The organism is Pectobacterium parvum (assembly GCF_020971565.1).
GTDB lineage: Bacteria > Pseudomonadota > Gammaproteobacteria > Enterobacterales > Enterobacteriaceae > Pectobacterium > Pectobacterium polare.
Genome location: NZ_CP087392.1, coordinates 3,469,055 through 3,482,245, shown reverse-complemented (window position 1 = coordinate 3,482,245; position 13,191 = coordinate 3,469,055). Strand labels below are relative to the sequence as shown.

General features: G+C 49.2%; 10 protein-coding genes. 8 read left to right on the top strand and 2 right to left on the bottom strand.

Annotated features, from left to right (window positions below):
* Positions 1 to 416: 416 nt before the first annotated feature.
* Positions 417 to 1,904 carry a muropeptide MFS transporter AmpG gene (ampG, locus tag LOZ86_RS15620; RefSeq protein ID WP_230242281.1) on the bottom strand — a complete coding sequence of 496 codons (1,488 nt, stop codon included), beginning with the start codon at positions 1,902 to 1,904 and terminating at the stop codon, positions 417 to 419.
* Between the two features lie 59 nt (positions 1,905 to 1,963).
* On the bottom strand, positions 1,964 to 2,542 hold the full coding sequence (locus LOZ86_RS15615; RefSeq protein WP_010304166.1) for a lipoprotein: 579 nt from the start codon (positions 2,540 to 2,542) through the stop codon (positions 1,964 to 1,966).
* Between the two features lie 323 nt (positions 2,543 to 2,865).
* On the opposite strand from LOZ86_RS15615, the gene bolA reads away from it, so the two are divergent.
* The 8 genes from bolA to LOZ86_RS15575 all read left to right on the top strand — a co-directional run bounded on the left by bolA (position 2,866) and on the right by LOZ86_RS15575 (position 13,088).
* A complete protein-coding gene (gene bolA, locus LOZ86_RS15610; RefSeq protein WP_039485477.1) occupies positions 2,866 to 3,180 on the top strand; it encodes a transcriptional regulator BolA in 315 nt (104 codons plus the stop codon).
* Positions 3,181 to 3,499: 319 nt separating this feature from the next.
* Positions 3,500 to 4,804 carry a trigger factor gene (gene tig / locus LOZ86_RS15605; RefSeq protein WP_039485480.1) on the top strand — a complete coding sequence of 435 codons (1,305 nt, stop codon included), beginning with the start codon at positions 3,500 to 3,502 and terminating at the stop codon, positions 4,802 to 4,804.
* A gap of 522 nt (positions 4,805 to 5,326) precedes the next feature.
* Positions 5,327 to 5,950: an ATP-dependent Clp endopeptidase proteolytic subunit ClpP gene (clpP, locus tag LOZ86_RS15600; protein ID WP_010282141.1), complete on the top strand. Its 624-nt coding sequence runs from the start codon at positions 5,327 to 5,329 to the stop codon at positions 5,948 to 5,950.
* 163 nt (positions 5,951 to 6,113) lie between these two features.
* Complete coding sequence (clpX, locus tag LOZ86_RS15595; protein ID WP_039485483.1) at positions 6,114 to 7,388, top strand: ATP-dependent protease ATP-binding subunit ClpX; 1,275 nt, start codon at positions 6,114 to 6,116, stop codon at positions 7,386 to 7,388.
* Between the two features lie 194 nt (positions 7,389 to 7,582).
* A complete protein-coding gene (lon, locus tag LOZ86_RS15590) occupies positions 7,583 to 9,964 on the top strand; it encodes an endopeptidase La (RefSeq protein ID WP_039485486.1) in 2,382 nt (793 codons plus the stop codon).
* A gap of 197 nt (positions 9,965 to 10,161) precedes the next feature.
* Positions 10,162 to 10,434: a nucleoid-associated protein HU-beta gene (gene hupB, locus LOZ86_RS15585; protein WP_005976031.1), complete on the top strand. Its 273-nt coding sequence runs from the start codon at positions 10,162 to 10,164 to the stop codon at positions 10,432 to 10,434.
* 269 nt (positions 10,435 to 10,703) lie between these two features.
* Positions 10,704 to 12,584: a peptidylprolyl isomerase gene (ppiD, locus tag LOZ86_RS15580; protein WP_039485487.1), complete on the top strand. Its 1,881-nt coding sequence runs from the start codon at positions 10,704 to 10,706 to the stop codon at positions 12,582 to 12,584.
* Between the two features lie 138 nt (positions 12,585 to 12,722).
* A complete protein-coding gene (locus LOZ86_RS15575; protein WP_039485488.1) occupies positions 12,723 to 13,088 on the top strand; it encodes a helix-hairpin-helix domain-containing protein in 366 nt (121 codons plus the stop codon).
* Positions 13,089 to 13,191 lie beyond the last annotated feature (103 nt).

The window sequence follows — 13,191 nt, the reverse complement described above, 5'->3', positions numbered from 1 at the left end:
CTCAATAACAAGGGCTCTATTATCATTTCATGCGAGCGGGCATTTTACGGGAAGGTTACTGCACTGTAAACATGATTAAGGTTATGTCAGCCGATTGTTGCTGTTTTTTGCCCTTAATGTCACAAAGATAACCAAAATAAAAATGGTATTGAAAAACAGCAAATTAAGTGGCTACCCAGATGAGAGTATGGATGGATAATAAGAAATTACAACGTATCCTAACGCTTATTTTCTATTTTTAGTTTGGTGAAATTTTTTGCTCAATCTGTGTTTTTGATAACGAATGAAATTAGTTCTGGCGGGTTTTACGAGGAAATAAAATTCCCTCTAGCAAGATAATTATGAAAAAAATAATTAAATAAAGGAATGATGTAATAGGTTCAGGCAGCAGATGAGCGCTGCCTGAACGAATATCGTTAGTGCGCGGACTGTTTGGACGTGCACCGGAGTGACAGATAGTCCAGCAAGCTACCGAAGAAAATGCCTAGCAGAGCGAGCGTGCCGCCTGCGGCGAGCAGGTATTCTGCCAACAGAGGCAATGAGGACCATTCCAGTGCATTGCTGATCAGCAGCATGAGCCACAATACCAGCACGATCACACCTAATCCCAGCACATGTATGGTCTTCTTGTAATAATTCTGGAAATGTGTGCGTAACTGAAAAGTATCGGTTTTCTGGGTAAATTCCAGCGTTTCACGGCAAATCATCAGGATTGCCAGTCCCGGTAATGCGGCAAAAATCGAGAACAGATAGAACCATGCCCAGCCGTAGGATTCGACAAACCAGCCTGCTATGGGGCCAACGTAAACCCGTCCGACAGCGGCAAGGGCGGAAAGCAGAGCAAATTGTGTGGCTGAAAATGACTTATTACACAGTGTCATCAATAGCGCGACGAATGCTGCCGTTCCCATACCGCCGCAGAGATTCTCCAAAAAGACAGCGCTGGCCATGGTGAACAGACTTTTATCTGTGATAGCCAGCAGCCAGTATCCCGCATTCGATACCGCCTGAAGAATACCAAACAGCATCAGTGCTCTGAACAACGAGAGCCGCTGCATCAGTAATCCGCCGTAAATGGCTCCCACGATGGTGGCGAAGAGTCCAAGTGTCTTATTAACCAGCCCGACATCACCAGCATTGAAGCCAACGCCCCGTATCAGGAAAGTTGTCGTCAAGCTGACTGCAAAGGCGTCGCCGAGTTTGTATAACACGATAAGTAGAAGAATGAGCCAGGCGTTGTTGCGTGCGAAGAAGTCACGCAAGGGGGCAACAATTGCTTGCTCCATGGTGCGCGGCGCAGGCTGGCTATTCAGTGGTTCCGGCGCTAACAGGGTGGCGAATACACCAATCAGCATTAATCCTGCCATTAACCAATAAGTGGCCTGCCAGCCGAAATAGCGATCGGCCATCCACAGTGCCAGTCCGCCTGAAACCAGCATGGCCAGACGATAACCTAATACCGAGGTGGCTGCACCCGTACCGCGTTCTTCAGGGGGAAGTAAATCCGTCTTATAGGCATCAAAAACAATATCCTGAGACGCGGAGCAGAACGCGACCAGAACCGCCAGCGCGGCCAGCCACCAGAGATCGCGTGCCGGGTTCATAAACCCCATACCAATACTGGCAGCAATGAGCAGAAGTTGACTGAGAATCAGCCAGCCGCGGCGTCTGCCGAGAAACGGTGGGGTGTAGCGGTCCATCAGTGGGGACCACAGGAACTTGAAGACGTAGGCTTGACCAACCAGAGAGAAAAAACCAATGGTTTTCAGATCGACATTCTCGACGGTCATCCAAGCTTGCAATGTGCCTGATGTCAATGCCAGTGGTAAACCGGAAGCGAAGCCAAGCAACAGCATAAAAAGCGAATTACGTTGGCTGAATAAAGCAATGATGCGACTAAACATGAAAAGTCCTTTCCCTTGCTCCGTGAGCGTTCAGGAGCAAGGGAAGCGGCGTACAGAAATTAACGGGCGTTTTCTTTGATGAAGCTACTTACAGTCGTGTCTTGCGCCATGTCGTTGATGACATCGCCTAACACCGTGTTAACGGCATTGGTAATATTTTCGTTATTGGCAGTAAACGCGCCCTGAACATTATAGGTTGAGCGGTAGTTCTTCACCTGCTTGTTGCCATTCGCTGCCTGAGAAATGATCGAGATATCCGCTTTGGTGGTGATGTTGTAGCGCAGGTTGCCTTCGGAGACGTCAGCGTACAGGTGGTTAACCACGATCTGCAAGGCGACTGGGCCACCAGTTCCGATCATGTAACCGCGTGCGGTCATTTGCTTTTCCAACGCTTCTTGCAACAGGAAACGCAGATCGCGAGAAGGCGTCAGCGTAATCAGTTGGCCATCGCGATTCACTTTCGCCAGAGCCTGATCGGCGCGCTGGTCTGCACCATTGATGCTAATCGTTACGCCCATCAGCGTCGGATCCTGAGAAGGCACGCTAATTTTTGGGGTGATGTTCAAGGTGTTGCTTTTTGCTGCACATCCTGCAAGCAGAATTACGGCCAGAAGAGGGAAAAATAATTTTTTTAACATTCGTATTTTCTCAGTAATGATTAGTGTGGTGAGCTGACAAATATTGTTGATATCATATCATCGCCACAGGCAGGAAAAAGATCCGATAGCAGGTAAATTGTCCTGAAATTCATCTTTTTCACGCTTTTGACCTAGAAAAACCGTTTTTATCACATCAAGACCGTCGATGATATATCAACCCGTAGCGTACAGCTTTCTTCTCGCGATGCTGTTTTTACGCATAACAGGTTGAAAAACGATGAGGTTATAATGATTCGGGCATCGGTGAATGACAGTCATGTCGCGTTGATATCAAATTTTCCCCAAGCCGAAAGGGTAGCCGTATGATGCGTGAAACGATAGAAGACAAGCTGCGTGTGGGTTTTGAACCCGTTCATTTAGAAGTGACTGATGAGAGTTATCGTCACAACGTGCCTGCGGGAGCAGAAAGCCATTTTAAAGTTGTACTGGTCAGCGATAAATTTACAGGCGAACGCGTGATTGGTCGACATCGTGCAGTCTATGCCGTGCTGGCTACGGAGCTGGCAGGGTCAGTGCATGCGTTAGCGCTGCATACCTATACGGCAAAAGAGTGGACCAGTTTGCAAAATGCCGTACCTTCTTCACCGCCTTGCGGTGGCGCTGGCATCCTTTCTTAAGTCATTAATATGGCCCGTTCCTGACATATTCAGGGCGGGTTACTGACAAAAGTGTGAATCCGTTGCTGTAATAGTCCGCCCGCCGTTCTCGACTCATCCTCTCTATATCGCTATAATACGCGTCTAATTTTTTCCTGAATGTATTCGGGACGCTTCTGACTACAAGGACGGGGTTGGCAATTTCCCGGTTCTGCGAGGTTGATTCGAGCTGTACGCCTTCGGTGGCGGCAGTCTGAGTAAGTGTCGCTGTCGTGAGAGTTTTTCGTCGCGAGAATAGTTTTGGGGTTGACCGATCACTGTGATTTTTTGAGGTAATAAGATGCAAGTTTCAGTTGAAACAACTCAAGGTCTGGGACGTCGCGTAACGATTACCGTTGCTGCTGACATCATTGAGAGTGCGGTGAAGAGCGAGCTGGTCAACACGGCCAAAAAAGTACGTATTGACGGTTTTCGTAAAGGCAAAGTGCCGATGAATGTTGTTGCTCAGCGTTATGGTGCCTCTGTGCGTCAGGACGTATTGGGTGACCTGATGCAGCGCAACTTTGTTGACGCGATCATCAAAGAAAAAATTAATCCAGTTGGCGCGCCTAACTACATCCCTGGCGAATATGCCGTAGGTGGCGACTTCACTTACTCTGTTGAATTTGACGTGTACCCAGAAGTCGAGCTGAAAGGTCTGGATGCAATCGAAGTTGAAAAACCGGTTGTTGAAGTCACTGATGCTGACGTTGATACCATGCTGGACACGCTGCGTAAGCAACAGGCTACCTGGAAAGAAACTGACCGTGCTGCGGCAGCGGAAGATCGTGCAACGATCGATTTCACCGGTTCTATCGATGGTGAAGTCTTCGAAGGCGGAAAAGCGTCTGACTTCGTTCTGGCAATGGGCCAGAATCGCATGATCCCAGGCTTTGAAGATGGCATCGTTGGGCACAAAGCGGGTGAAGAATTCACTATCAACGTGAACTTCCCAGAAGATTACCACGCTGAAAACCTGAAAGGAAAAGCGGCTCAGTTCGCTATCGTCCTGAAGAAAGTTGAAGAGCGTGAGCTGCCTGAACTGACTGAAGAATTCATCAAACGTTTCGGCGTGGCTGATGGTTCTCAGGAAGGTCTGCGTGCTGAAGTTCGTAAAAATATGGAACGTGAGTTGAAAGGCGCGGTGCGTAACCGTGTTAAAACTCAGGTTCTGGACGGACTGATCAACGCCAACGAAATCGACGTGCCAGTTGCACTGATCGATGGCGAAATCGACGTTCTGCGTCGTCAGGCTGCACAGCGTTTTGGCGGCAACGAGAAGCAAGCGCAGGAATTACCGCGTGAGCTGTTCGAAGAGCAAGCTAAACGCCGCGTTGTTATCGGTCTGTTGCTGGGCGAAGTCATCAGCAGCAATGAGCTGAAAGCTGACGAAGCACGCGTTAATGCACTGATCGAAGAGATGGCTTCTGCTTACGAAGATCCGCAGGAAGTTATCGAGTTCTACAGCAAAAACAAAGAGCTGCTGAACAACATGCGTAACGTCGCTCTGGAAGAGCAAGCGGTAGAAACCGTGCTTGCTAAAGCGAAAGTTGTTGAGAAATTAGTAAGCTTCAACGAACTGATGAATCAAACGACTACGGCATAAACCTTGTTGATATCAACATTGTTTATTGCGTAGCGGGGATGCTTCCCTATCAAAAGCCCGTGCCTTATGGCGCGGGCTTTTTGCTTGGTGCTTTGTGCAATACTGATGATGATCGTTTGGATGCTACGTCGTATTTGGTGTTCCTGTCAGGGGATACACGAGGAATGACCGCCTGAAATTGCACTACTATTAAGTCATACAGTTAACTCAGGCTGCGAATTTGTCAGGTAAGGCAACGAGTTAAACTGCAGCGTTGCCGTTCCGATAACGAGTTAAGAATAAAATAATTGGCTCTTTAATAGAGAACGATTGATAGTGTAAGCTTGAAATACAATGCGTGTGCCCCCACTCACTGAAGAGGAAAAGTAGGCACAGCAGGTAAGGATTCTCGGCCGTATGGGTTGTTCAGCAAGGACGAGACAGGGTTCCGTAGTCATCCCCCCCTATCTCTAGTAGAATTGAACAATGCAATTGATTGAACAACGCTAAGAGTGCCGGACGCATTTTATCTAGGAGACGTGAATGTCATACAGTGGCGAACAAGAAAGACAAGCACCTCATATGGCGTTAGTGCCGATGGTGGTTGAACAGACCTCTCGCGGGGAACGTTCTTACGATATCTATTCCCGTCTGCTAAAAGAACGGATAATCTTCCTGACTGGTCAGGTTGAAGATCACATGGCGAATCTGGTTGTGGCACAGATGCTGTTTCTGGAAGCTGAAAACCCAGAAAAAGATATTTATCTGTACATTAACTCTCCAGGTGGCGTCATTACTGCCGGTATGTCTATTTATGACACCATGCAGTTTATCAAACCGGATGTCAGCACGATCTGTATGGGACAGGCTTGTTCCATGGGCGCGTTCCTGTTGACGGCGGGAGCCAAAGGCAAACGTATTTGCCTGCCTAACTCGCGCGTCATGATTCACCAGCCATTGGGTGGTTTCCAGGGGCAGGCAACGGATATTGAAATCCATGCAAAAGAAATACTGAAAGTGAAAGCCAAGATGAATGAGCTGATGGCGAAACATACGGGTCAGCCTCTTGAAGCGATAGAGAGAGACACCGAGCGCGATCGTTTCCTCTCTGCCAGTGAGGCAGTAGACTACGGTTTGGTAGACTCCGTATTCACTAACCGTGGGTAATAATTCGCCATATTAGCGATCTGGTGTAGCTAAAAATCAGTGTTCGACCGATAGTCTGTTGTGCGAGGTTATTTTACGCGTATTAGCTATAAGTATCGGCGTTCGTTGTAGCGGTATCGCTGTGGTTGGCCTGCGGGCAAAAGACGAAAAAGAGGTTTAACTCATGACAGATAAGCGCAAAGACGGTTCAGGAAAGTTACTGTACTGCTCTTTTTGCGGCAAAAGCCAGCATGAAGTGCGTAAGCTGATTGCCGGGCCGTCGGTGTATATCTGCGATGAATGTGTTGACTTGTGTAACGACATTATTCGCGAAGAAATTAAGGAAGTAGCGCCCCACCGTGAGCGCAGTGCGTTGCCGACGCCACACGAAATTCGCCGCCACCTTGACGATTACGTCATCGGTCAAGAGCAGGCCAAGAAGGTGTTGGCCGTTGCGGTATATAACCACTATAAACGCTTGCGTAATGGTGACAGCAGCAACGGGATCGAACTGGGTAAAAGTAACATCCTGCTGATCGGTCCTACGGGGAGCGGTAAAACGCTGCTGGCTGAAACGCTGGCGCGCTTCCTGGACGTTCCGTTCACTATGGCGGATGCGACTACGCTGACTGAAGCGGGCTACGTCGGTGAAGATGTTGAGAACATCATTCAGAAACTGTTGCAGAAGTGCGATTACGATGTGCAGAAAGCGCAGCGTGGCATTGTCTACATCGATGAAATCGACAAGATTTCTCGTAAGTCAGACAACCCATCGATTACCCGCGATGTATCGGGTGAAGGCGTTCAGCAGGCTCTGCTGAAACTGATCGAAGGTACTATCGCAGCGGTTCCACCGCAGGGTGGCCGTAAGCATCCGCAGCAGGAGTTCTTGCAGGTTGATACCTCCAAGATCCTCTTTATCTGTGGCGGTGCGTTCGCGGGTCTGGACAAAGTGATTGAGCAGCGTACCGACACGGGACGCGGCATCGGCTTTAACGCAACGGTTAAAGGCACCGCAGATAAAGCGACAGAAGGCGAGTTGTTGGGCAAGGTTGAGCCAGGTGATTTGATTAAATTCGGTTTGATTCCTGAGTTTATCGGTCGTCTGCCCGTCGTTGCTACGCTGAGAGAACTGAGCGAAGACGCGCTGATTCAGATTCTGCGTGAGCCGAAGAATGCGCTGACCAAACAGTATCAGGCGCTGTTCAATCTGGAAGGCGTTGAGCTGGAATTCCGCGATGAAGCGCTGACGGCGATTGCTAAGAAAGCGATGGTGCGTAAAACCGGTGCACGTGGTCTGCGTTCTATCGTTGAAGCTGCTTTGCTGGATACCATGTATGACCTGCCATCGTTGGAAAGCGTGGATAAAGTCGTCATTGATGAATCCGTTATTGCGGGCCAGTCCGAACCATTGCTGATCTATGGCAAACCTGAGACACAGCAGGCTTCCGGCGAATAATTAATCAATTTGGCTGTATCAAAAAATAAAAATGGGGGATTTTATCCCCCATTTGTTTTTTACACGCATGCTGGTCGTTGAATGTGAGACATTTATCCCCATATACTCAAATACCTATTTGATGAAACCCGTGAAAACCGCGTTTCACGAGATTCCCATAACCTATGGCGGAAACGAAACTAAGAGAGAGCTCTATGAACCCTGAGCGTTCCGAACGCATAGAAATCCCCGTATTGCCATTGCGCGATGTGGTGGTTTATCCGCACATGGTCATTCCGTTGTTTGTTGGTCGGGAGAAATCGATTCGGTGCCTTGAAGCCGCAATGGATCATGATAAGAAGATCATGCTGGTGGCACAGAAAGAAGCCTCAACGGATGAGCCAAGTATTAACGATCTTTTCTCGGTAGGGACGGTAGCCTCAATTCTTCAAATGCTGAAACTGCCGGACGGCACGGTAAAAGTGCTGGTCGAAGGGTTACAGCGTGCGCGTATTACGACGCTTTCTGATAGCGGTGAACATTTCGCTGCACACGCAGAATATCTTGATTCCCCAGCGATTGATGAGCGCGAGCAAGAAGTGCTCATGCGCACGGCGGTCAATCAGTTTGAGGGATACATCAAGCTGAACAAGAAGATCCCGCCGGAAGTGCTGACATCGCTGAACAGCATTGATGATGCTGCGCGTTTGGCCGACACCATTGCTGCGCACATGCCGCTGAAATTGGCTGATAAGCAGTCTGTACTTGAAATGTTCGATATTACTGAACGTTTGGAGTATCTGATGGCGATGATGGAATCCGAAATAGACCTGTTGCAGGTAGAAAAACGGATTCGTGGCCGCGTTAAGAAGCAAATGGAAAAAAGCCAGCGTGAGTACTATCTGAATGAGCAAATGAAAGCGATTCAGAAAGAGCTGGGTGAGATGGATGACGCACCGGATGAACACGAAGCGTTAAAACGCAAGATTGAAGCGGCGAAAATGCCGAAAGACGCGCGTGAGAAAGCCGAAGCCGAATTACAAAAGCTGAAAATGATGTCACCGATGTCAGCGGAAGCGACAGTGGTGCGCAGCTATATCGACTGGATGGTGCAGGTACCGTGGAATGCGCGTAGCAAAGTGAAGAAAGACTTGCTGAAAGCGCAGGAAATGCTGGATACCGATCATTATGGTCTGGATCGCGTGAAAGAACGCATCCTTGAATATCTCGCAGTACAGAGCCGTGTCAGCAAGATCAGAGGGCCGATTCTGTGTCTGGTGGGGCCGCCAGGCGTGGGTAAAACCTCGCTCGGTCAGTCTATCGCCAAAGCGACTGGACGTCAGTATGTGCGTATGGCGCTGGGTGGCGTGCGTGACGAAGCGGAAATCCGCGGGCACCGTCGTACCTATATCGGTTCAATGCCGGGCAAACTGATCCAGAAAATGGCAAAAGTTGGTGTGAAAAACCCACTCTTCCTGCTGGATGAGATCGACAAGATGTCTTCTGATATGCGTGGCGATCCGGCCTCTGCCTTGCTGGAAGTACTCGATCCTGAACAGAATGTGGCGTTTAACGATCACTATCTGGAAGTCGACTACGATCTGTCCGACGTGATGTTTGTTGCGACGTCTAACTCGATGAACATCCCAGCACCGTTGCTTGACCGTATGGAAGTCATTCGTCTTTCCGGCTATACCGAAGACGAAAAACTGAATATCGCCAAACAGCATCTGCTGCCGAAACAGATCGAACGTAATGCGCTGAAAAATGGTGAGATCTCGGTAGAAGACAGCGCGATTGTTGGCATTATCCGTTATTACACGCGTGAAGCTGGCGTGCGTAGCCTGGAGCGTGAAATCTCCAAGTTGTGCCGTAAAGCAGTAAAAACGCTGTTGATGGATAAATCCACTAAGCATATCCAGATTTCGGGCGATAACCTTAAGGATTTCCTTGGGGTACAGCGTTTTGACTATGGTCGTGCGGACGATGAAAATCGCGTAGGGCAGGTGACCGGACTGGCCTGGACGGAAGTTGGCGGCGATCTGTTGACGATTGAAACTGCCTGCGTACCGGGCAAAGGTAAGCTGACTTATACCGGTTCGTTGGGTGAGGTCATGCAGGAGTCGATTCAGGCTGCGCTTACCGTGGTTCGCGCCCGTGCAGAAAAATTAGGCATCAATGCTGATTTTTACGAGAAGCGTGATATCCACGTTCACGTTCCAGAAGGTGCAACGCCGAAAGACGGTCCGAGTGCAGGTATCGCTATGTGTACCGCACTGGTTTCTTGTTTGACCGGGAACCCGGTGCGTGCCGATGTGGCGATGACGGGTGAGATTACCCTGCGTGGTCTGGTACTGCCGATTGGTGGTCTGAAAGAGAAACTGCTGGCAGCACACCGTGGTGGCATCAAGACGGTATTGATTCCTGATGACAACAAACGCGATCTGGAAGATATCCCACAGAACGTGATTGCCGATCTGGAAATCCATCCGGTGAAACGTATCGAGGAAGTATTGGCACTCGCATTGCTGAATGCGCCTTCTGGCATGCAGGTGGTCACGGCGCCTAAAGCCAAGACCAAAGCCAAGGCAAAATAGTGACCTGTCGCAAAAACCCTTGAGAAAATCAGGGCTGGTGAGTGAAATCGTGCTTGCCAGCTTTTTTTTGTACCGCTAAGTTAGAGCACTGTTAGTTTTAGCCATAACTGGCTAGGCATGACAGTATTGATAATAAGTCACGTGTCGCGTCTTGGGACAATGAAGCGCGATAAGAGAATTCCAGAGGGGATGACAGAGTGAACAAGTCACAATTGATCGACAAAATTGCCGCAGATGCTGATATTTCCAAAGCGGCAGCAGGGCGTGTGTTGGATGCAATTATTGGTTCCGTTACCGAATCCCTGAAAGAAGGGGATGATGTTGCTTTGGTTGGTTTTGGTACTTTCTCAGTGCGTGAACGTGCTGCTCGTACCGGCCGTAACCCGCAAACTGGTAAAGAAATCAGTATCCCTGCGGCGAAAGTACCAGGATTCCGTGCTGGTAAAACGCTGAAAGACGCCGTTAACTGATTATTACGTCACAGGTTTGGCTGATAACCACTTTGGGTGCCAAACAATACCTGACGCAATGATATTGGTAGGGTAAGATACGAGGCGCATCATTTTATGATGTGCCTTTTATTTATTAGGACTATACATACCCGACACATGGCAAAACGTGGCGGGCAATAAGCTTAAATGCGCCCTAGCCTTGTATTGGGCTATAGCAATCGCAAGGATGCATGGCTCCGGCCAGCGCAGGGAGTTTTATCCATTCTACAGCGGAGTGTTGTCACATTATGATGGACAATTTACGTACGGCCGCGAATAACGTCGTGCTCAAAATTATTCTTGCTTTGATCATCGCATCATTCGTTCTAACTGGCGTTGGTGATTATCTTATTGGTGGTTCAGGAGATTACGCTGCAAAGGTGAACGGGCAGGAAATTACCCGCGCACAGCTTGAGCAGGCGGTACAGAACGAACGCAGTCGTCAGCAGGAAGCCTTGGGTGAGAATTTCTCTCTTCTGGCGAGTAATGACGGCTACATGCAGCAATTGCGTAGGCAGGCACTCTCCCAACTCATTGATGAAACCTTGCTGGATCAGTATGCCAACAAGCTGGGACTTAACATCAGTGATGAGCAAATCAAACAGGCGATCTTTGACGTTCCCACGTTTCAGACCAACAACCGTTTTGATAATGAAAAGTATCTGGATCAGGTTCGTCGTCTTGGCGTCACACCGGATATGTATGCTCAGATGCTGCGTAAACAACTGACTTCACAGCAGTTGATTCGTGGCTTTGGCAATACCGCGTTCCTGCTGCCGCAGGAGATCGATAACCTGGTGAAACTGGCTGCACAAGATCGCGTTGTCCGTGTTGCAACCATTGATATTGCTGCCAAGGCGAAAGCGCAGACGGTTGCTGACGATGAGATCCAGAGTTATTACGATCAAAACAAAGGAAATTTCATCGCACCAGAAGAATTCAAAGTCAGCTATATCTCGCTGGATGCGGCAAGCATCATGGACGGCGTGAAAGTAGACGATGCTGCCATCAACGATTTCTACGAACAGAACAAGAGCGATTATTCCCAACCTGAGCGCAAAAAATTCAGCGTTATTCAGGTGAAGAATGAGGCCGATGCAGCGTCTGTTCTGGATGCGCTGAAACAAGGTGGTGATTTCGCTACGCTGGCGAAAGAAAAATCAACGGACGTTATCTCGCGCCGCAACGGTGGCGATCTGGGATGGATGGACGAAAACAGCATGATTGATGAGTTGAAGCAGGCAAAACTGACGGAGAAAGGTCAGGTTTCCGAAGCGATTAAATCATCTGTTGGCTATCTGGTTGTGCGTCTGGATGATGTTCAGCCGCAGCAGGTCAAACCGCTGAGCGAAGTGCGTGCCGAGATCGCTGAGAAAGTGAAGCACGAGAAAGCGCAGGATGGTTACTATGCGCTGCAACAAAAAGTCAGCGAAGCGGCCAGCAATGACAACGAATCTCTGGCTTCAGCAGAAGAAGCTGCCGGCGTGAAAGCAACGCAGACCGACTGGTTTACGCGTGAGAAAGTTCCCGCTGCGCTGAACTTCCAGCCGGTAACGCAGGCTATCTTTAGCGGTGCGCTGTTGGGCGAAAACGGTGCTGCGGGCAACAACTCCGATGTGATTAACGTCGACGGCGATCGTGCTTTCGTTCTGCGTATCACTGAGCACAAGCCTGAAAGTACTCGCCCTCTGGATCAGGTTCGTACCGAGATCGTAGAGACGCTGAAACGTCAGAAAGCTGAACAGCAGACTCGTGTAGACGCTGAAAAAATTCTGGCTGAGCTGAAACAAGGCAAAGACGACGCGCTTAAAGCTGCAGGTCTGAGCTTTGGTGAGGCAAAAACGATGTCTTCTATCTCTCAGGGTGATGCAACGGCCGAAGCAATCTTTGCTATGCCACATCCAGAGAAAGATAAGCCATCTTATGCGATTACTCAGGATCAAGCCGGTAATGTCGTGCTGGTCGCGCTGGATAGCGTGACGCCACATCAGCTAAATGATGAGCAGAAAACACAGTTTTCCAGCCAGGTTCAGCAAGGTTCTCTGGGCGCGCTGTTTGATTCTCTGCTGTCCAGCTTGCGTAGTGAAGCGAAAATCAAGATGGGCAATGCGGCGCAAGAACAGCAATAAGCTCCGCAAAAATTTGCAAATCGTTGCAACAACAAAAGGCCGCTTTCGCGGCCTTTTCCACATTTAAATTCTGCTGTTTGCGGTGTTGATGGGTCTGCGGCAAGGTAGCCGTGCTGTCACACACAAGGAGGAAACAGCATGAAAAAATCAGGAATAAAAGCACTGTGTTTAATCATCGGAATGAGTTTGTCTGGGTTGCCATTACTGGGGCAGGCGGCACCTAAAGCCGCCGACAGTACGGCGACAGCGGTGAAGTCTGCCCCAGCAGATCAGAAAGCGGAAAAAGCAACGCTTCCTGATGGTGACGAGGATAAGGTAAGCATTAATGCAGCAAACGCTGCTGATTTGGCGGAAATAATGAACGGTGTCGGCCTTAAAAAGGCGGAAGCGATCGTTAACTATCGTGAGCAAAATGGTCCTTTTACCCAGATCGATCAATTAACTGAGGTCCCGGGAATTGGGGCTGCGTTGGTTGAGCGAAATCTCTCTCGTTTAAAACTGTGATATCAGTCGCAGCCCAGTCGAGCACTTCCTCTGGGCTGCGAACCTCTGCTAGGCTAATTATCAGGTCATACCAGTTGTTGGTGTTGTCACAGGAGTATTACCG

Bases quoted from the DNA above. Each gene is read 5' to 3' on its own strand.
- lon (WP_039485486.1), top strand. From the start codon at position 7,583: ATGAACCCTGAGCGTTCCGAACGCATAGAAATCCCCGTATTGCCATTG.
- LOZ86_RS15575 (WP_039485488.1), top strand. From the start codon at position 12,723: ATGAAAAAATCAGGAATAAAAGCACTGTGTTTAATCATCGGAATGAGT.
- clpX (WP_039485483.1), top strand. From the start codon at position 6,114: ATGACAGATAAGCGCAAAGACGGTTCAGGAAAGTTACTGTACTGCTCT.
- tig (WP_039485480.1), top strand. From the start codon at position 3,500: ATGCAAGTTTCAGTTGAAACAACTCAAGGTCTGGGACGTCGCGTAACG.
- bolA (WP_039485477.1), top strand. From the start codon at position 2,866: ATGATGCGTGAAACGATAGAAGACAAGCTGCGTGTGGGTTTTGAACCC.
- clpP (WP_010282141.1), top strand. From the start codon at position 5,327: ATGTCATACAGTGGCGAACAAGAAAGACAAGCACCTCATATGGCGTTA.
- LOZ86_RS15615 (WP_010304166.1), bottom strand. From the start codon at position 2,542: ATGTTAAAAAAATTATTTTTCCCTCTTCTGGCCGTAATTCTGCTTGCA.
- ppiD (WP_039485487.1), top strand. From the start codon at position 10,704: ATGATGGACAATTTACGTACGGCCGCGAATAACGTCGTGCTCAAAATT.
- ampG (WP_230242281.1), bottom strand. From the start codon at position 1,904: ATGTTTAGTCGCATCATTGCTTTATTCAGCCAACGTAATTCGCTTTTT.